We start from the raw sequence: 17,878 nt of genomic DNA, 5'->3' as shown, positions 1-17,878 counted from the left end.
GGCGACCGCGTTAGCGTGAATCCCGCTCCGCCGCCTCGGCGACGCGCTTGATCTTCGCCAACCGCCGATCCCAGTCGGCCGCGAGCTCGGCCATCCACCGCGCCGTCGCGTCCAGCGCCGCAGGCCGCACCGCGTACCGCACCTCGCGGCCGATCCGGCTGCCGGAGACCAGCCCGGCGACGTCCAAGACGGCGAGGTGCTTGACCACCGCCTGCCGTGAGACGGGAAGTCGTTCGGCGAGCGTCGTCGCGGTGGCCTCGCCCTGTGCGGCGAGCAGATCGAGCAGCTGACGCCGCGTCGGGTCGGCCAGCGCGACGAGGACGCCGTCGATCGCCTCGACGGCGCCCCGACGTTCGTCGGTCACGCGGATGACTGTTCGGCGCGCTTCTTGAACGCGTCGAGCACCTGGGGCCAGCCGGCGGTGTTGTCCTTCACCGCCTGGCGGCGCAGATCCTCGGACCCTGCCAGCGCCGCGAACCCGCTCTCGACGACGCGCAGCCGCGTCTTGTCGCCTTCCGGGGCCAACGTGAACTCCACGAGGGTGCTGTTGTCGTCGCTCAGCTCTTCGCCGGAGAACGCGCTGGCCCAGCGGTACGCCACGTACGTCGGCGGCTCGACCTTCTCCACGCGTACCGGGAAGTCGCCGTACTCGGCGTTCTTCGCCACGATCGACTCTCCTTCTTCGGCCACGGTGCCGGCCACGCTCCCCTCGTCTGCCACCCAGAACCCGGGTTCGGCCACCAGCGGCCAGACCCGCTCCAGAGGTGCCGCGATCAGGGTTTCACGTTCGATCCGATCCTCGCTCATGAGGGACTCCTTCGTTGCCGCGATCCGATGTGCAACTCTAGAGTTGCACATCCTCTATCCAGGCGCAACCCGCGAGTTGCACTTCGATGAGCGCCGCCATTTTCGCGCACTCGCGCTGAGGTCGCCCTGGAGAGGCGTCATGCCATCGGGGCAGGTAGCGGACCCCTGGGGAATGATTGAATCTTCAACTCTGTTCAACGTCAGAGCAGGTGAACGCCGCCTGCCACTGAAAGAAAAGGATTTACGGACATGTCGTTGAACGTCGCCGTCATCTACTACTCGGCCACCGGTACCGTCTTCGAGCTCGCCAAGGCGGCTGCGACCGCTGCGGAGAAGGCCGGCGCCGAGGTGCGGCTGCGCAAGGTGAGAGAGCTCGCTCCGGAGGAGGCGATCGCCTCGAACAAGGGCTGGGCCGAGCATGTCCTGGCCACGCAGCACGTCGCCGAGGCGACCCACGACGACCTCGAGTGGGCGGATGTCCTCATCATCGGGGCCCCGACCAGGTTCGGGCTCCCGGCCGCGCAGATGAAGCAGTTCATCGACACCACGGGGCCGCTCTGGGGTCAGGGCAAGCTGATCAACAAGGTGGTCACCTCGTTCACCGCGTCGTCGACCCATCACGGCGGGCAGGAGTCGACGATCCTGGCGCTGAACAACACCTTCTACCACTGGGGCGCCATCATCGTGCCGCCGGGCTACGCGGACCCGATCCAGTTCCAGATGGGCAACCCGTACGGCACGAGCCACACGTCCAGCAACGGCGAGGTCATGCCCGGTGAGGTGGAACTCGCCGCCATCGAGTTCCAGACCAAGCGCACCGTCGAGGTCGCCGCGGCCTACCAGTACGGCCTGTCGCACGTCTGATCGCGACAGGGAACTTCACGGTGCCCCGTCCACATCGCCTGGGCGGGGGCACCGGTCTTTGCTCACCGGGGTTCGGGCAGGGTCAGAGTGTGATCGACCAGCCGGTGGAGATATCGCCGGAACCCGGTGACAACGGGCGGCCGGCGGGTACGGATGCCGTTCTCGTCCAGGATTCCGCCCTGGCAGAAGCCGTGGATGCTCCACTGCATGGTCCACAGGAGGAAGATCATGTCCTCTTCGTCGATGTAGCCGGCGGCCACGGCCGGCCGGAGACTCTCGCTGATGAGCTGGAGATGAGGCCGCATGTACTTGGTCTCGACATCTTCGATGTGTCCGGCATCGGAGAGGGATCGCTGCATCGACATCCTGACGGCGTCCGCGTTCTCGAGGCAGAAGTCGAGATAGTGGTCGGCCACTCGGTGCAGGACGAGGGCCGACTGCTCCGGGCTCTCCGTGGCGCCGATCAGTACCTTTTCCAGCACCTCCTCGCTGGACCGGTAGAGCCGTTTCAGCACCGCGAGGTAGAGCTCCTGCTTGCCACCGACCAGTTCGTTGACGCGCGTGACCTCCAGCCCGGCCGCATTGGCGATCTCGCTGAGGGAGATTCCGTCGTAGCCGAGGGCGGCGAACAGCCGGGTCGCGATGTGCTCGAGCAGCTCCAGCTCCCGCGTGGTATCGCCCATGAGACCGTAAGAAGCCATGAAAGTGAAGGTAGAAGGGCAAATGCCGCCTTGGTAACCAGCTGACGGGCAAGGTTCGGCCAAGGAGTCGTATGGCTCCGTGCCCGGTCACCGGGTGAAGGCGACCCGACGGGCCTCGCCCTCTCAGGGGCGGTCTCAGGGCGGTGGTCAGCCCGACGACCTCCGGGTACGGCGGATCGCCCGCCGCGCCCGGAGACCGTCGCGTGTGTCAGTGCAGCTTGTACGCCTTCGGCAGCTTCATGCCGCGCTCGGCCATGATCTGCCGGACGCGGTTCGGGTAGTCGGTGATGATGCCGTCGATGCCCATGTCCATCAGGGCTCCGATGGTGGCGGGGTCGTCACAGGTCCACGGGATGACCTTCAGGCCCTGGGCGTGCGCGTGCGACACCATCGCCCGATCGACCCAGAAGCGGAAGCCCGAGTCGCCGATCTTTCCGTCCTGCGGGGAGCCGTACACCGGAGAGATCGCCGTGACGCCTCGGATGGAAGCGGCGGCCTTCACCATGTCGCCGCCGAAGTCGTCGGGGTTGATCCCGCCGAGCCACGGCGAGGGGCCGGGCTTGGGCTTCTGGACGAAGTCGTAGTTGGTCAGTGCCACCAGCGGGTAGCGCGGCGCGAGCCGGTGCATCTCCTTCAGCGCGCCCCAGTCGAAGGACTGGATGGTGACCTGCTTCTCGATCCCCGAGCGGTGAATCTCCTCGTACACCCGGCGGACGAACAGCTCACGCGGCGCGGTCTGCTCCGGCGCGCCCGCCTCGACCTTGGTCTCGATGTTCAGCTCGACCTGCTTGGCGTGAGCCTTCTTGACGAGGTTCAACACGTCCTTGAGCTCGACCATCCGGAAGCCCTTGACCACCTCCTGCTCCGGGAAACCGGGCAGCTGCTGGTATCCGCAGTCCATGGTCTTGATCTGAGCCAGGGTCAGGTCCTTGATGAACTTCCCGACGTACGGGTACATCGCGTCGCCCGGCGTGACCGGCCTGGTGTCGCGGCACTTCGTCGCGCTGATCTGCCGATCGTGGTTGACGACGACCTTCTCGTCCTTGGTGACGTGGGTGTCCAGCTCCAGGGTGCTGACTCCGAGGCGCAGGGCTTTGGTGAAACCCTCCAGCGACTCCTCGGTGGTCAGGCCGAGCCCACCGCGGTGGGCCTGCAGGTCGAAGTGGGTCTTCTGGGGGTGCACCACGCCGGGCTTGTCGGCCGTTGAGGCGTGGCCGGCGGTTGGTGCGACGAGCGCGACGAGAGCGGGCACCACGGCCAGGCTCGCCAGCACGCGACTTACGGACATCAAGAAACCTCAGTTCTATTCGGTTTATTTATGCGCGACGACGCTAGATCGCCGGCCGACCCCGCCTCGTGGCCTCGACGTGATGGGGTCGTGAACGTTCGCCGAATGTGCCGGTGCACACCCGCGACGGCCTCCGTCCTGACCCCCGGCCCTCGCGCACCGGTCTTCACGGCCTGGACGTCAGGTGTTCCGGCGTACGCGGTCGTTCGTTCGCCTGCCGTTCCTACGCTCGGCCGGGCCGCGGCACGGAAATCAACGGATCGTCTTCGTCCCCCCGTCAGGAGACATCGCCGATGGAACGCCGTACCTTCCTCCGCACAGGGCCTGACGGATGCCGGCTCGTCCCGCGGGTCCGGCGGGACAAGCCGGACCCGCCATCAGTCCTGAATGACCGCCAAGTCGAGCCGACGCAGACGTACGGGGTCGGCGATCACCTCGATTTCCGCGATCTTCCCGTCGATGACCGTGAAGGTCATGACCGTGGAGAGACGGCCATGGACGGCCACGGCGATCCCCACGGCTCCGTCCACCACCGCCAGTCGCGCGAACCGGGCACGGCCCGAGAAGGTGAGCGCCTGCTCGGCCGCGGCGCGTGCGCCGCGGCGCGCCGCGACTTTCGCGAGCGCAGCATGTCCAGGCAGACCCGCCCGACAACGGTCGTCAGCCATCCGCCCAGATTGTCGATATCGCCGGCATCGGAGCGGCTGAGCCGTAGCCACGCTTCCTGTACGGCGTCGTCGGCCTCGGCCGGTGAGCCGAGCATCCGGTAGGCCACCGCCCGCAGGTGACCGCGGTGCGCCTCGAATCGCTCCGCCAGCCAGTCGTGATCGTCCACCGTTACCTTCCCGCCTCACCGTCCGTCATGGCACTGACGAACCGGAGCAGCCGGATGTAACAAGGAGGCGACACCATGCCGCCCATCGTGTCCACGATCGAGATCGCCCGTCCACCGGACGAGGTCTTCGCGTACGTCACCGACCCCACCCGGTTCGCCGAGTGGCAGGACGATGTGGTGACCGTACGCATGGAAGAAGGCCGCCCGGCCGCCATCGGGGCGCGGTTCACCACGACTCGTCGCATCGGCGGCGTCGAACGGGCGATGACTCAGGAGATAACGCAGACCACGCCTCCAAGGAGCTGGACCGTTCAAGGCGTCGATGGACCGATCAGGCCGACGGCGAACATCACCGTCGAACCCCTCGACGACGGCGCACGCTCACGTGTCACCTTCACCCTCGACTTCCAAGGACACGGAGTCGGCGTGGCGCTCGTACCCCTCGTCCGCCGACAGGCCCAGAAGGGCGCGCCGATCAGCTATCGCAACTTGAAGAACCTTCTCGAAGGCCACGAATAGCCAAAGTCCGTCGCCGTACGGCTGATGTCGACCGACCTACCGTGCCCGTAGATCAAGAGGCCGGACCCGATTTGTCCTGGAGTGCACTCCAGCTCGTAGGGTGGATGAGTGTGCGGCCGCCCGACAACAAGATCTACATGAATCGGCGCCGCGTTCCCCGCGGCGCAGAAGGAGCACTGACGCATGCGAACGACCACGCTCGGTGAGCTGACCGTTTCGGCTCAAGGTCTCGGCTGCATGGGCATGAGCGAGTGGTACGGCCACGCCGACTGGGACGAGTCGATCGCCACGATCCACCGCGCGCTCGATCTCGGCGTGACCTTCCTCGACACCGCGGACATCTACGGGGCGGGCCACAACGAGGTGCTCGTCGGCCGCGCGATCGCCGGACGGCGCGACGAGGTGCAGCTCGCCACGAAGTTCGGCATCGACCGGTCGCTCGGCGACGGCGGGCGCGTCATCCGCGGTGAGGCCGCCTACGTCAAGCGGTCATGCGAGGCGTCGCTGTTGCGCCTCGGCGTCGACGTCATCGACCTGTACTACCTGCACCGTCCGCCGCAGACCGCGGAGATCGAGGAGACCGTCGGCGCGATGGCCGAACTGGTCGCCGAGGGCAAGGTGCGCCACCTCGGGTTGTCGGAGGTCGACAACGACCTGCTGCGCCGGGCGTACGCGGTGCACCCGATCACCGCGGTGCAGAGCGAGTACTCGCTGTGGACCCGCGACGTGGAGACCACCGCGCTCGACGCGATGCGTGAGCTCGGCGTCGGCCTGGTGCCGTTCTCGCCGCTGGGCCGGGGCTTCCTCACCGGCACCGTCGACACGAGCGCCCTGGACGACAAGGACTTCCGCGGTCGCAACCCGCGCTTCACCGGCGAGGCTGGAACGGCCAACCAGGCCATCGTCGACGCGGTGCGGTCGGTGGCCGACGCACGTGGCGTCGCGCCCGCGCAGGTGGCCATCGCCTGGGTGTACGCGCAGGCCGACCGGCTGGGCGTGCCCGTCGCGCCGATCCCGGGGACCAAGCGGGTGAAGTGGCTGGAGCAGAACGTCGCGGCCCTCGACGTCACGCTGACCGCCGAGGAGTTGGCCGTCCTGAACCCGCTCGCCGACAAGGTCGTCGGCGCGCGCTACTGACGGCCTGATCCGGGCCGCCCGGCGAGAGGGCCCGGCCCGCCGTCGGGCGGCTACGACCTGACCGGGAGTTCGGTGAAGCTCCCGGTCAGGTGGCGGTTCGTTCGCGGGCATGCCTGGTTCGTTCGCGGGGAGGCGGGGGCCCGGTCCTAGTGCCGGCCGGTACGGGCCGTGAGCTGCGGGAGGCGGGCGCGCGCGACGAGAGCGAGGATGACGCCGTAGGCGATCGGCAGCAGCGCCCAAACAGGCTCGAGCACGAACAGCTGAGTCAGGACGGCGCCCGCCATGAGCCCGATGAGCCCCAGCGCGGCGAGGCCGGCGAGCCGCGGGATCAGCAGGCCGATCGCGCCCACGAGTTCCACGGTGCCGGTGACGTACCGGAACCACTGGCCCCAGCCGATCTTGGTGAAGGTCTCGACCGCGTCCTGCTGGCCGGCGAACTTGGGTGCGGCCGAGGCGAACAGCAGGAACGCCGCGATGAAGATCTGGGCCGCCCACAATGCGATGTTCGCGGCTCGCCGCGTGGTCGCCGTCGTACCCGGTGCCGCCTGGGTGTTGATCGCCGTCATGTCGTCTTCCCTCCGTGTGATGCGATGCGATCCGGCCAGGTCAGCTGTGGCCGAACCGCCTGCCTTCACGTACGCGTCGAGCGCGAGACGGGCGAATCGACACGGTGCGGAGAATTCTTTTGGAGAGCCGACGAACACCTCGACCGCCGCAGGCCGGCGATCATTCCTCGTCGGGGCCGAACGGTGGGAAGTACGGCTCATCGACGTTGATCATCTGAAGGCCGGGATACCCGCGCACGGCGGTGAGGTCGAGTTCGACCTCGGCGTACATCACCAGTTCGGTCAGGCCGGCCAGGGGCGGCAGTGCGCCGAAGTCGCCGTGAGCGAGGGTGAGGGACTCGAGCCCCGGGACGTCCCGCAGCGCCGACATGTTCCTCACGTCCACGTTCGACAGCGTCAGGCGGCGGATCGCAGTGCCGCGCAGCTGCGCCAGATCGACGTTGGCGGGCCCGGCGAGCTGGAGGAGATCCCAGGACCGTCCCGTCAGCGGCCCCAGATCCATTCCGTTCACGTCCCACAGCAGCGCCTCGGTCACGGCCGGCAGCCACCGCAGCGGCTCGAACGTCGTTACCCACTCGAAGTCGGTCGTGATGCGGCGGCGTCGCAGGATCGGCCCGCCGGGAGGGGCGGTATCGGTGTCGGTGCCGGCCAGGATTCGCCGCCACACCGGTGACAGGTTGGCCCAGAGGTCCTCCCAGACGTCAGGGGGACCCGCACTGCTCGGTACGGGCATCGGTCACCTCCTCTAGTTCCAGAGCTCGCCGACCCTATCGCCGCCGTGCAGTCGCAGCGCGCCGGCGACCTCGTCGGGCGCCGGGAAGTGATGCCGGCTGAACAGCACCAGGTGGTCGTCCGACGAGCTGTAGATGAGCGGTGAGTACTGAAGGGCCGCAGGTCTGGACACCGGCTTGGCGACCAGCCGGCGGAACCGGTCGAGCTCCAGCGCTCGGATCTCTCCCCACGGAATGCGGCGCTGCCGTCCCCTGATAGTGGCGATGGTGATCCCGAGGTGGTCGACGGTCAGCTCGTGGATGTACCTGTGCCTCGACGAGACGCCGCCCTTCGCGACGACGACGGCGACGACCGTGATGACGATGAGCACCGCCAGACCGACCTTGGCCGGCCATCCGTCCAGGAAGTGATAGATCGCCGCGACGCCTGACATGGCGCCCGCGGCGACGACCATCCCACCCCAGGGCAGCAGGGCCCGGTCGAACGCCCGGGCCGCGATCAGCATCACGACGCCGCTGACCGCCGCCAGCGCGCTGACGCTCATGGTCAGCCGTCCCTGGGTGACGAGGCCCCCCGGGTCCTTCGACGTGAACCAGTCGCCGAAGTCGACGACGGCCACGATCATGGTGAGCGCGGCCGCGAACCATGCCCCGTGCTCCCACCGCCACGCCCAGGCGACATTCCGCATGTTCCAAGCGTGGAACGTGACGGGCGCCGGCCGCTCGCCCGATCCGGGCGGTGGTGGGGTGTCGGGCGCATCGCCGGCGTCCGTTCCGGATCCGTCCGCCGCCACGACTCCAGCGCTCGGGGCAGGGGATGGGGCCGGGACCGCGTCGCCCGAGGCCGCGCCGCCCGGCCCGGGGACCGCCTCGCCTGAGGGCGCAGCCGCGTCGCCGGTCGCAGGCCCTCCATCGCGTACGGCCGTAGCCGAATTCTCCGGGGCCGTGTTCTCCAGCGGCGCGTTCGCCGGGGTCGGGATCGCATCGTCGGGCGCGGGGCGCGGCGGCGGAGCCTGGTGCCGGGCGGCCGCCTGCAGACGGTAGGCGTGCAGCACGGCGCCGTGGGCCACCGCCAGCTCGGGGTCATCGACCTTGTAGACGGGGACCCGGTCGGCGCCGGTGTGCCGCGCGATGGTCTCGGCGACCAGGGGAAGGCGGCTGCTGCCACCGACCGGCACGACGGCGTCGAGGTCCGACCAGCTCAGGCCGGCCGCCTCCAGTACCCGCGTGCACTCGCGCAGGGTCTCCGCCAGCAGCGGGGCGAGCAGTTCCGCCAGGTCGGCCCGGGTCAGCTCGAACGTGGCGTTCATGCCCAGCTCGGTGAGCACGCCGCTGAACCGTTCCTCGGCCGAGAGGGTCCGCTTGATCGACTCGCAGCTCTCCAGGAGCTTGAGCCGATCGGCCAGGGTGGAGGCGTCGCGCGCCGCGGGGTCGAGCACGCGCTCGGTCTCCTCCGGGAAGCGCTCCGCGATCAGCTTGAGGATCTGCCGGTCGAACTCGGCGCCCCCGACGTCCTCCAGGCCACCGGCTTCGCCGAGCACCGTGTAGCTGAGGTGGTCGCGGCCGCGGACCACCGCGCAGTCGAACGTGCCACCACCCAGGTCGTACACCAGCAGCGTGCGTTCCTCCAGGCCGAGCTGCTCGTGGAGGGCGTACGCCACGGCGGTCTCGGGCTCGGTCACCAGCCGTACGGACTCGAGGGAGAAGCCGGCGTGCTCGGCGGCCTGGCGCATGTGGTCGCGGTTGCTCTCCTGCCAGGAGGCCGGGACGGTCAGCACCACCAGGTCGGGCCGTCCTGAGACCTGAAGCAGCGCCTGCTCTCTGAGCAGGCCGAGGACCTCGGCGACGAGCCGGTATGTGGGGTACGCCCGGCCTTCAGCTGACACCGACGGGTTCTCCGGCGGGAACGTGTGCGGGATCGGATCACCGACATGCCGCTTGAACTCGTCCAGGAAGTACGCCGGGCGCTGAAGCTTCATCCGGGTGGCCACGCTGCCGACCGCCATGGTGCCGTCGGCCCTCAGGCACACGGCGGAGGGCACCTCGTAGAGGCTCTGCACCGGGTTGCGTACCCGCAGCACCCTGCCCCCGGGGCGGCCGACCATGATGGCCGAGTTGGAGGTGCCGAAGTCGACCCCGTAGACCAGTCCCACGCCGTTCCTCCATGACCCTCTTCATGACCCTTGTCGCGGCTCGCCCCACCGTGGCCGGCGCGGATGTTCAGCCGAACGTCCCGATCCGCTGTCGCACGGCGGCCAGCCGATCCTCGATGCCCCGTAGCCGGCGCTGCCGGATGACCAGCTCGGCATGGCGGCTCGACCGCTGCAGCTCAGTGGCCGAGCGCAGCTCCTCGAGCGCCGCGATGGAGCCGGCCAGCGACTCCTGTGTCGCCGCGATGCGGGCGTCGAAATCGGCGAGCAGCGACTCGCGGGTGGCCTCGACCGATTCCGTGAAGATCGTGCGTACGCTGTCGACCCGCTCCCGCAGGAGCGGCAGCACCTCGTCGATGAGGAGTTCGGCGCGCTCCTGCCGCTGCAGGCGGGCCCTCTCGGCGTACTCGCGGAACCCCATGAACAGGCCGACGAGATTGCCGATCACGGTGGCCGCCACGCCCGCCACGGCGCCGACACCGGGGAACAGGAGCCCGCCGATGGCTCCCAGGCTGGCCCCGATGCCGCCCACGATGCCCGCGCTGTTGAAGAGCGTCATGAACCGTCCGCCCGAGTCCCGGTTCGGGTCGGAGCCGCCGGCGAGCTCGAGCGACACCGCCTCATCACGATCGGCCAGCCGGACGTCGACCGCCAGCGGCAGCCGGGTCTGCTCGGAGGTCCGCGCCGCCGTGCCGGTGGCCGCCGCGCGCAGCTCCGCTTCGGCGCGCTGCATCACGTCCACCAGAGTGACCGCCGCCTTCCTGACCAGCGCATGCGGATCGTCCAGGTAGCGGTCCACATGCACGTTCGCGAGGAAGTCCGCCAGCAGCCCCTCGCAACCCGCGTCGAGGTGCTCCTGAACCGGCAGTACGGCGACCTGGAACGCCGCCGCCAGGTCCTGCCGCCAGTCGGCGGTACGAGAGGCGAGCCGCCCGGCGCGCTCCTGAAGCTCCTCCAGCCGGGCCCGCGTGTCGTGCAGCGTCTGGTCACCGGCCAGCGCGGCGAGCTCGTTGCTCACCGGCGCGGCCATCGCGGTGACCACCTCGTGCAGCACGTCCAAGGCGCCGTGCAGCCGTTCGGCGCCCAGTGTCACCGCCAGCCGGCGCCACAGCAGCTCTTCCAGCTCAGGGAACCCCGACCGGCGGAGCCGCCCGGGGTCGCCGCGCTCGATCGCCGTCATCTTGCGGCGAGCCGAAACCCCGACGACGTGAACCTCGTCCGCCGCGAGCCCGCTGATCTGCGCGATCCGCTCCCTCGCGACGGAGACCTCACCGGCCGGGCCGGGGTCGACCAGCTTGTCGCTCTTGGTCAGTACGGTGATCACGGTGGGGCACCGATCGATCGCGTCCTTGAGGTACGACAGCTCGGCGGCGCTCATCCGCTCGTCCGCGGCGCCGACGAAGAGCACGGCGTCGGCCTTGGACAGAAAGGCATACGTGGCCATCGCGTGCTCGACGTTGAGGCTGCCGATGCCGGGCGTGTCCACCAGCGCCAGGCCGTGCCGGAGCCGTTCGATCGGCGCGGTCAGCCGGACCAGCCGCACCCGCTGCCGGTTGCCCGGGTTGCCCTGCTCGGTGACGAAGTCGGCCACCTGATCGACCGGCACCTCTTTCTCGGTGAGGACGCCGTCGCCGCTCACCACGGTCGCCGTCTCGCGCTCACCCCAGCGCAGCTCGGTGACCACGGACGTGGTGATGGCGGTGTCCACAGGGAACAGGCCGGGCCGTTCGATCAGTGCGTTGAGCATGCTGGACTTGCCCCGGCTGAACTCCCCGCAGACCACCACGTAGAACGGAGCGGCCAGCTCGGCCCGTACCGCGTCGAGTTCCTGAAGGGACGTAGCGGGCGGCCTCATCCGGCCCGGCTCGTCGCCCGCTTCATCGCCCGGCCCATTGCTCAGCCCATTGCCCAGCTCATTGCACAGCGCCAGCACGTCCGTGCGTACGGCCTCGAATCCGGGGTGACTCATCGGCCGTCCTCCACATAAGCGATCACCTGTTGCGGCCGCAGCACCTGGTCGTTCCAGCGGTAGCCCGGCCGTACCGTCTCGGCGATCCGGTCGACCAGCTCGGGATCGGCGGTGGCCCGGACGCCCAGCACGGCGTGCCGGGTCGTGTCCACCGCTCCCTCCTCGCGGATGGCGCTCACCCCGGCGTCGGCCAGCGCCTCGGTGATCCGGTCCAGCAGCCAGCGGGTCACCGCGGGCTCCACGCTGTCTCTCAGCCCGGCGACCCGGTCGGAGATGTCGATCAGCGTGTGCACGATCGGTGGCGGTTCGACCTCGGCCGGCTCTTCCTCATCCGCCTCGGGCCCCGGCGCTGGCAGACGACGGCGCAACGCGGCGTTCTCGGCGCGCAGCCGCGCCAGCTCGACCCGGAGCGCCTCGGCACGCTGCGTATCGGCACGCTGCCGTTCGTTCACCGTCACCAGCAGCCCCCGCGCGGCGTGCAGCATGCTCGGAGTGCTCATCTGCTCGAGCCCGGGCGGACCGCCCTCGCCCGCCAGCTCGGCGGCCTGAAGCGTGGTCTCGAAGGCCAGCAGCCGGGCGCTCTCCGCCGGCCGGTCGCCACGCAGCGATCGAAAGAAATCAAGCCAGCCCATCGCCCACCCGGTTCGCCATCAGTCCGCCATCTCCAGGAATCGCTGGGCGAGCCGTACCCGCTCGGCTATCCCGTCGTAGCTGCGTTGGATGATCCTGGCGACCTGCCTGCTGTTGCCGGCCAGGATCGGGTCATTCGCGCGGGACGCCCAGTACCGGATCCGTTCCTGGACGGCCGCGTTCATGTCGCCGAGTGAGGCGTCGGGCGGCAACGCCAGCCGTGCCGCACAATGCGTTCCGAGCTCTCCCGTCACCTCCAGCAGCTGCCTGACCTCCCCGGGGGAGAAGCCGGTGAGCCGGCCGCGGTAGTGCGCGGACAGGGCCTTCAGCTCGGCGAACCGGTGCTCGGAGCGTTCGAGCCGTTCGATCCGCCGCCCCACCTGTTCGGCCACCGCGCGCAGCCCGGTGTCGGGCCCGATCCGCTCGCGATAGTGCGCCAGCTCGGCGCGGACCGACCGTACGGCCTGGTTCAGTTTGATCAGCATGCTGCGGTTGCCGAAGTGGCGCAGGGCGAGTTCGCGCAGCTCGGCCACACCGCTCTGCCGCACGAGGTGGTCGCGTACCTCTTCGTCGCCGAGCCCGTCGCGGAGCGCGCCGCACGCCAGATGTACTCCCCACCCACCGAGCCGGTCGATCAGCTCGCGCCGGGCGGCGGCCGGCACCGGACCGCCCGTGGCCGAGCCGAACTCGCCCTCGTCGGACAGCTCTTCCACCAGCCGTACGGGGTCGAGACGGGACAGTTCCCGCAGCCGGCCGAACCGCTCGGCGTCCAGCCACTGTGCTCCGGTGGCGACCCGTGCCGCCACCGGCACGATCGTGTAGAAGATCCGGCTGATGGCCGGCTCGTCGAGGTACTCGTGGACACGCTTGCGCGCCTCTTCCACAGGGTGGTGGGCGAGCGGATCGGCGGCGTTCACGCCGCCGGGATCCGGAGGCCAGTCGTCGTCGCACTTGGTCAGCACGCCGAACGCCTTGAGCGGCGTGAGCGAGTTGCCCGACCCCTCGTCGAACGCCGACAGCGTCCTGCGGTCCTGCTCGTGCAGACCCCGGCTGAACAGATAGAGCACGGCGTCGGCTCGATCGAGTTCGTCCGCGCTCTCGCGGTGGACGGCCGATACGTCCCGGCTGAGCAGATGGAGCAGCGGCTGCAGATGGTACCGCTCGGCGGGATCGTCGATGCCGAGCTTGGCCAGCGTCGCCGCCGAGTCGTCGCCGTGCACGCTGCCCAGGCCCGGGGTGTCGATCAGCCGGAAGCTGCGCAGCAATTCGTTGTCCAGCCCGAATTCGATTTTGCTGATCGTACGCAGTTCGTCCAGCCGCCCGGAGTCGTACACCGTCCAGTCCGACAGTTCGGCGGGCGGGATGGACGCCGGGGGCCGCCCGTCCCGGAAGTGCAGCGTCACATTCTCCACGGGGGAATGACGCAGCTCGTTGACGTTGAACGTCAGCTCACGCCGGGCGGTGGCCACCACCTCCTGGCCGAGCAACGCGTTGACCAGCGTGGACTTGCCGCGCTTGATCTGCCCGACCACCGCCAGCCGCATCGGCTCATCGAGACGTTCGGCCGCGATCCGCAACGTACGGCCCAGCTCACGGCTGGGATCGCCGGTGTCCGGCAGGAGCGTCGCGCACTCGTAAAGGGCGTCCTTGGCGAGTACCGTCGCCGAAATCGGCAGATGATTCTCGCCATCACGCACCCGCTGCCCACCCCGCGTCGCTCGTCTCTGACCAGCAAAGTCCAATAATGCCCGCGCTTGGAACGCGTCGCCATCCATTCAGACCGGGTGGGGGTCTTTGGGAGCGCCCTCCACCGCGTAGGTGACCAGTGTGGTGAGCACTTCCTTGACCGACTCCCGGTCACGCACGTCGCAGAGCACGATGGGCGCATTCCCGTTCAGCCCCAGCGCCCGCCGTATCTTCACCGGGTCGTGGCGGCGGGCCCCGTCGAAGCAGTTGACCCCGACCAGGAACGGGATTCCGCGCTGCTCGAAGAAGTCGACGGCCGGGAAGCACTCCTGCAGGCGGCGGGTGTCGGCGAGCACGACGGCGCCGAGCGCGCCTGTGGTCAGTTCGTCCCACATGAACCAGAACCGGTCCTGGCCCGGGGTGCCGAACAGATAGAGCCACAGACCGTCGCGGATCGTGATGCGGCCGAAGTCCAGCGCGACGGTCGTCGTGGTCTTCGACTCCACGCCCGAGGTGTCGTCGACCCCGATGCCTTGTTCGCTCAGCAGTTCCTCGGTGTGCAGCGGCCGAATCTCGCTGATCGTGCCGACCATGGTCGTCTTGCCGACTCCGAAGCCACCGGCGATGAGGATCTTGAGAGCCAACGCCGAGGTGATGTCCGTGACGTCCGGCTCAGAGGCTGCGTAGTCCATGCAGCACTTCCTTGTAGGTGTGTTCGTCGATCGTCTGCGCGACCGGCTTCGGTGGGTCGATGGTCACAAGGCCCTGGCGCCGCAGATCGCCCAGGATCACACGAGTGATGTTGAGCGGCAGCTTCAGGCGCGCCGCGACGTCCGCCACCGGAGTCGGCCGGTGGCACACGGAGAGCACACCGCGATACTCCGGGGTCAGGTGCGCCGGCTCGGAGTACGTGCTGACGGTCGTGACGATGGACACCAGATCGAAGTTCTCCCCCAGCGGGCGCGCACGGCCCCCGGTCAGCCCGAAGAGTCTGATCAGCGGTCCGGGGTCCTCTACCGTCACGACCTCTCGCCGTTCCACGCGGGCGCCGGAGCCGCCCCCCTCGGCTGCGCGGACAGGTGCTCGCCGACTCGCTTGACCATGAGCGCCATCTCGTAGGTGACCATTCCGACCTCGGCGTCGTCCGCGGCCAGTACGGCCAGCCGGGCGCCCTGCCCGGCCGCGGTGACGAACAGGAAGCCGCCCTCCAGCTCGATCATGGTCTGCCGCACGCCGCCGAGGCCGAAGTGCCGTCCCGCGCCGAGCGCGAGACTGTGGCTGCTGGAAGAGATGGCGGACAGGTGCTCGGCGTCCTCCCGGGTCAGCTTCCGTGAGCCGCCCATGGCCAGTCCGTCGGCGGACAGCACGATGGCGTGGCGGACACCGGGAATGCGTTCGGTCAGGTCGTCGAGCAGCCAGTTCAGTTCGGTTCCGGGGTCAGGCATCGGGATGGTCGTCCTTTCTGTTCCCCATGTCCTGCCCCTGCTCAACCTGGCTACGGCCCTGCTGCCAGCCTCGCTGCATGGACGACATGAGTTCTAGCAGTTCGTCGGGAGATCGCATGGAGACGTCCCGCTGCTCTTGCGACCGTGCGCCGCGGAGCTGCGGAGCGAGGTTGGCCAGCGGTACACGCATCGGCAGCCCGTCCAGGTCCTCGTCGGGGCCCGGCGCGACCACGGTCGACTGCACCGGGGACGCGGGCGACGCGGATGAGGACGACGCCGATGAGGACGACGGGGAGGAGGGCACGGGGGACGAGGGCGAGGCACCCGGGGCGCGGGCCGCGATCTGCTCCTCCGCGACGGAAGGCTCCCTGGGCCACGCCTCCGGCGCCATCAGCGCCCGCAGGGGCCGGCCTGGAAGGGCGTGCCCGGCCCGACCCAGGTGATGCGACGCGGCCTCGGCGGCCGGCGAATCCTTGGTGGCGAGCAGGCTCGCCGGCAGCAGCACGATCGCGGTGATGCCGCCGTAGGGCGAGGGCCGCAGGACGACCTTGATGCCGTGCCGGGCCGCGAGCCTGGCCACGACGAACAGGCCGAGCCGGTCGCTGTTGACCAGGTCGAACTCCGGCGGCTCGGCGAGCCGCGCGTTGAGCTCCTCAAGGGTGGTCCGGCTCAGTCCCAGACCCCTGTCCTCGACCTCCACCGCGAAGCCGTTGGCGGCCGCCGTACTCCTGATGTCGATCACGGTGTTGGGCGGTGAGAAGACCGTGGCGTTCTCCACGAGCTCGGCGATCAGGTGCATCACGTCGGTGACCACCGCGGCCACCAACAGCGGGGCCTGCGGGATGGGGGCCACGGTGACGCGGGTGTAGTCCTCGACCTCCAACACCGCGCTGCGCACGACATCGAAGATCGGCACCGGGTTGCGCCACCTGCGGCCGGGGGCCGAGTCGGACAGGATGATCAGGTTCTCCGCGTGCCGCCGCATCCGGGTGGTCAGGTGATCGACCTTGAAGAGATCCTCCAGGATCTCCGGTTCCTCGATACGGCGCTCCATCGCGTCGAGCAGCGTCAGCTGGCGGTGCAGCAGCGCCTGGTTGCGCCGGGCGAGATTGAGGAAGACCTGGCCGAAGCCCTTGCGGAGCGTCGCCTGACCGACCGCGGCCTCGACCGCGGTGCGTTGCACGGCGGAGAACGCGTGCACGACCCGGTCGACCTCGGCCGTGTCGGCGGCGTCCAGGTCGGGGGCCTCGGTATCGGGGTCCACGTCATCGCCCTGGCGCAGCCGCTCGACCAGCCGCGGCAGCCGCTCCTCGGCCAGCTCCACGGCCGAGACCTGAAGCCGCTGCAGTTCCCTGATCATGGAACGGCCGAACCGGTAGGACAGCACGACCGACGCGATCACCGCGATCAGGCCCAGAATCAGAACGATCCCGAGCCGCCAGTATGCACCGGCCTTCAGCTCCTGCGCCTCGGCCGCGGCGCGGACCAGTTCCCGCCGGGTATCCCGGTTGATCGCGCCGAGGACGGTATCGGCGTCGCTCTTCCATTCGGCGGGGTCCACCGGGGGCGCGCCGTCGGTGTCCCACACGAAGAGCGCGTCCTCCACGGCCACGAGCCGCTTGTAAGCGCTGCTGTTCACGAGCTCCTGGTAGTACGTCCGCATGTCGGGCCCCACGTCCCGGCCGGCGTTGGCGAAGACGATCCTGCGGCTGGTGAACGCGGCGATGAACGCCGCGCGATCGGTGGGAGTCATCTTGCGGTGCACGATCGTGCTGGTCAGCACGGCGTGCTCTCTGCCCAGGTACTCGGCGCCGGTGCTGTAGGCGGACATGCCGCGCACCGCGCGGTAGGACGACACGTCGCTCAGTGCGTCACGGTCGCTGAACTGCCGAGTGGCGACATCGATCAGTTCGTTGTACGCCTCGATGACCTTGAGCGGCGGGGTGAGCCCGCCGCCGTCGGCTGACGCGCGAAGCCCCCCGAGCCCGTCCAGCGCCTGAACCAGGGTCCGCACCTGAGCGGGGGTGCCGGCGGTCCCGGCCTGGAGGTCGACCGACCCGATCACCTGGCGCAGGCGCTCCACCTTGGCGTCGGTGTTCCGCCGCTGGGCTGCCAGGGGCTGGTCGGCTCCGGTACCGCGGACGGCCTCGGCGGAGAACTGGCGCTCCCGCTGAAGCTCGACGATCAATTGCAGCACCGGTGAACCGATGATCTCCCAGCGGTCCTGGGTCTGGGAGACCCGCACGACCTCATCGACGCTGGAGTAGGCGATGAACCCCCAAAGAGCGACCGTGGATATCAGCGGGATCAGCAGGATTCTGAGGAGCTTCGAGCGGATCGGTGGGGGCGAGCTCATCCGTCATGTCCATTCCGCGCCGTGGGTGCGCTGTAGCCAGCCGTGCGCTATGGGCTCCTGAGGATGCATGCCGCGACTGAGACGCCTGTGGTTCGCCCACTATGCCCATGGGGCAGGGGTAGTTCAACCCTCAAATACGGCAAACCGATCCCGACATTCCAAGTCATTTCTTCTTGCTGCCTCAGGTCAGGCAG

At 69.3% G+C, this 17,878-nt stretch carries 18 protein-coding genes and 1 pseudogene; 3 read left to right on the top strand and 16 right to left on the bottom strand.

Annotation, left to right across the window (positions count from 1 at the left end):
* Positions 1 to 10: 10 nt before the first annotated feature.
* Positions 11 to 364: an ArsR/SmtB family transcription factor gene (locus tag HKK72_RS03800; RefSeq protein WP_187232819.1), complete on the bottom strand. Its 354-nt coding sequence runs from the start codon at positions 362 to 364 to the stop codon at positions 11 to 13.
* Positions 361 to 807: an SRPBCC domain-containing protein gene (locus tag HKK72_RS03795; RefSeq protein ID WP_187232818.1), complete on the bottom strand. Its 447-nt coding sequence runs from the start codon at positions 805 to 807 to the stop codon at positions 361 to 363. The genes HKK72_RS03800 and HKK72_RS03795 overlap by 4 nt, the downstream gene beginning before the upstream one ends.
* 249 nt (positions 808 to 1,056) lie before the next feature.
* On the opposite strand from HKK72_RS03795, the gene wrbA reads away from it, so the two are divergent.
* Positions 1,057 to 1,671, top strand: a complete 615-nt coding sequence (gene wrbA, locus HKK72_RS03790) for an NAD(P)H:quinone oxidoreductase (RefSeq protein ID WP_187232817.1) — start codon at positions 1,057 to 1,059, stop codon at positions 1,669 to 1,671.
* A 62-nt stretch (positions 1,672 to 1,733) separates the two neighbouring features.
* On the opposite strand, the gene HKK72_RS03785 is transcribed toward wrbA, so the two are convergent.
* From HKK72_RS03785 to HKK72_RS42615, 4 genes and pseudogenes are all read right to left on the bottom strand, one after another.
* A complete protein-coding gene (locus HKK72_RS03785) occupies positions 1,734 to 2,372 on the bottom strand; it encodes a TetR/AcrR family transcriptional regulator (protein WP_187232816.1) in 639 nt (212 codons plus the stop codon).
* A 208-nt stretch (positions 2,373 to 2,580) separates the two neighbouring features.
* The gene (locus HKK72_RS03780) at positions 2,581 to 3,660 is read right to left on the bottom strand and encodes a glycerophosphodiester phosphodiesterase family protein (protein ID WP_187232815.1); all 1,080 of its coding nucleotides are present in this window, start codon (positions 3,658 to 3,660) and stop codon (positions 2,581 to 2,583) included.
* A 377-nt stretch (positions 3,661 to 4,037) separates the two neighbouring features.
* Positions 4,038 to 4,328, bottom strand: a complete 291-nt coding sequence (locus HKK72_RS40580) for a hypothetical protein (protein WP_261986527.1) — start codon at positions 4,326 to 4,328, stop codon at positions 4,038 to 4,040.
* Positions 4,244 to 4,495: pseudogene (locus tag HKK72_RS42615) on the bottom strand (sigma factor); the annotation flags it as partial. The pseudogene HKK72_RS42615 and the gene HKK72_RS40580, both read right to left, overlap by 85 nt.
* A 75-nt stretch (positions 4,496 to 4,570) precedes the next feature.
* On the opposite strand from HKK72_RS42615, the gene HKK72_RS03770 reads away from it, so the two are divergent.
* Positions 4,571 to 5,014, top strand: coding sequence for an SRPBCC family protein (locus tag HKK72_RS03770; protein ID WP_187232814.1), 444 nt, complete (start codon positions 4,571 to 4,573; stop codon positions 5,012 to 5,014).
* Positions 5,015 to 5,197: 183 nt separating this feature from the next.
* Positions 5,198 to 6,151, top strand: coding sequence for an aldo/keto reductase (locus tag HKK72_RS03765; RefSeq protein ID WP_187232813.1), 954 nt, complete (start codon positions 5,198 to 5,200; stop codon positions 6,149 to 6,151).
* 146 nt (positions 6,152 to 6,297) lie between these two features.
* Here the strand turns inward: HKK72_RS03765 and HKK72_RS03760 are convergent, their stop codons facing one another.
* The 10 genes from HKK72_RS03760 to HKK72_RS03715 all read right to left on the bottom strand — a co-directional run bounded on the left by HKK72_RS03760 (position 6,298) and on the right by HKK72_RS03715 (position 17,684).
* On the bottom strand, positions 6,298 to 6,717 hold the full coding sequence (locus tag HKK72_RS03760; protein ID WP_187232812.1) for a DoxX family protein: 420 nt from the start codon (positions 6,715 to 6,717) through the stop codon (positions 6,298 to 6,300).
* A gap of 160 nt (positions 6,718 to 6,877) precedes the next feature.
* Complete coding sequence (locus tag HKK72_RS03755; RefSeq protein ID WP_187232811.1) at positions 6,878 to 7,450, bottom strand: hypothetical protein; 573 nt, start codon at positions 7,448 to 7,450, stop codon at positions 6,878 to 6,880.
* Between the two features lie 12 nt (positions 7,451 to 7,462).
* Complete coding sequence (locus tag HKK72_RS03750) at positions 7,463 to 9,601, bottom strand: Hsp70 family protein (protein WP_187232810.1); 2,139 nt, start codon at positions 9,599 to 9,601, stop codon at positions 7,463 to 7,465.
* A gap of 67 nt (positions 9,602 to 9,668) precedes the next feature.
* On the bottom strand, positions 9,669 to 11,567 hold the full coding sequence (locus HKK72_RS03745) for a dynamin family protein (protein ID WP_187232809.1): 1,899 nt from the start codon (positions 11,565 to 11,567) through the stop codon (positions 9,669 to 9,671).
* Positions 11,564 to 12,199, bottom strand: a complete 636-nt coding sequence (locus HKK72_RS03740; protein ID WP_187232808.1) for a hypothetical protein — start codon at positions 12,197 to 12,199, stop codon at positions 11,564 to 11,566. The genes HKK72_RS03745 and HKK72_RS03740 overlap by 4 nt, the downstream gene beginning before the upstream one ends.
* Before the next feature lie 18 nt (positions 12,200 to 12,217).
* Positions 12,218 to 13,894, bottom strand: a complete 1,677-nt coding sequence (locus HKK72_RS03735; protein WP_187232807.1) for a dynamin family protein — start codon at positions 13,892 to 13,894, stop codon at positions 12,218 to 12,220.
* Positions 13,895 to 13,972: 78 nt separating this feature from the next.
* Positions 13,973 to 14,575, bottom strand: a complete 603-nt coding sequence (locus tag HKK72_RS03730) for a GTP-binding protein (RefSeq protein WP_187232806.1) — start codon at positions 14,573 to 14,575, stop codon at positions 13,973 to 13,975.
* Positions 14,556 to 14,906, bottom strand: a complete 351-nt coding sequence (locus HKK72_RS03725; RefSeq protein WP_187232805.1) for a DUF742 domain-containing protein — start codon at positions 14,904 to 14,906, stop codon at positions 14,556 to 14,558. Before HKK72_RS03725 ends, HKK72_RS03730 begins: the two co-directional genes overlap by 20 nt.
* A complete protein-coding gene (locus HKK72_RS03720; protein WP_187232804.1) occupies positions 14,903 to 15,328 on the bottom strand; it encodes a roadblock/LC7 domain-containing protein in 426 nt (141 codons plus the stop codon). Before HKK72_RS03720 ends, HKK72_RS03725 begins: the two co-directional genes overlap by 4 nt.
* Complete coding sequence (locus tag HKK72_RS03715; RefSeq protein WP_187232803.1) at positions 15,321 to 17,684, bottom strand: nitrate- and nitrite sensing domain-containing protein; 2,364 nt, start codon at positions 17,682 to 17,684, stop codon at positions 15,321 to 15,323. Before HKK72_RS03715 ends, HKK72_RS03720 begins: the two co-directional genes overlap by 8 nt.
* Between the last annotated feature and the right edge of the window lie 194 nt (positions 17,685 to 17,878).

It is taken from the genome of Actinomadura sp. HBU206391 (assembly GCF_014323665.1).
Lineage (GTDB): Bacteria > Actinomycetota > Actinomycetes > Streptosporangiales > Streptosporangiaceae > Actinomadura_C.
The sequence above is the reverse complement of the archived record's forward strand: the minus strand, read 5'-3'. Positions and strand labels throughout refer to the sequence as shown.

What these genes read in the sequence shown, in the direction of transcription:
- HKK72_RS03745 (WP_187232809.1), bottom strand. Translation starts at nt 11,567, where the DNA reads ATGAGTCACCCCGGATTCGAGGCCGTACGCACGGACGTGCTGGCGCTG.
- HKK72_RS40580 (WP_261986527.1), bottom strand. Translation starts at nt 4,328, where the DNA reads ATGGCTGACGACCGTTGTCGGGCGGGTCTGCCTGGACATGCTGCGCTC.
- HKK72_RS03795 (WP_187232818.1), bottom strand. Translation starts at nt 807, where the DNA reads ATGAGCGAGGATCGGATCGAACGTGAAACCCTGATCGCGGCACCTCTG.
- HKK72_RS03755 (WP_187232811.1), bottom strand. Translation starts at nt 7,450, where the DNA reads ATGCCCGTACCGAGCAGTGCGGGTCCCCCTGACGTCTGGGAGGACCTC.
- HKK72_RS03785 (WP_187232816.1), bottom strand. Translation starts at nt 2,372, where the DNA reads ATGGCTTCTTACGGTCTCATGGGCGATACCACGCGGGAGCTGGAGCTG.
- HKK72_RS03740 (WP_187232808.1), bottom strand. Translation starts at nt 12,199, where the DNA reads ATGGGCTGGCTTGATTTCTTTCGATCGCTGCGTGGCGACCGGCCGGCG.
- HKK72_RS03730 (WP_187232806.1), bottom strand. Translation starts at nt 14,575, where the DNA reads ATGGACTACGCAGCCTCTGAGCCGGACGTCACGGACATCACCTCGGCG.
- HKK72_RS03765 (WP_187232813.1), top strand. Translation starts at nt 5,198, where the DNA reads ATGCGAACGACCACGCTCGGTGAGCTGACCGTTTCGGCTCAAGGTCTC.
- HKK72_RS03715 (WP_187232803.1), bottom strand. Translation starts at nt 17,684, where the DNA reads ATGAGCTCGCCCCCACCGATCCGCTCGAAGCTCCTCAGAATCCTGCTG.
- HKK72_RS03770 (WP_187232814.1), top strand. Translation starts at nt 4,571, where the DNA reads ATGCCGCCCATCGTGTCCACGATCGAGATCGCCCGTCCACCGGACGAG.
- HKK72_RS03760 (WP_187232812.1), bottom strand. Translation starts at nt 6,717, where the DNA reads ATGACGGCGATCAACACCCAGGCGGCACCGGGTACGACGGCGACCACG.
- HKK72_RS03720 (WP_187232804.1), bottom strand. Translation starts at nt 15,328, where the DNA reads ATGCCTGACCCCGGAACCGAACTGAACTGGCTGCTCGACGACCTGACC.
- wrbA (WP_187232817.1), top strand. Translation starts at nt 1,057, where the DNA reads ATGTCGTTGAACGTCGCCGTCATCTACTACTCGGCCACCGGTACCGTC.
- HKK72_RS03780 (WP_187232815.1), bottom strand. Translation starts at nt 3,660, where the DNA reads ATGTCCGTAAGTCGCGTGCTGGCGAGCCTGGCCGTGGTGCCCGCTCTC.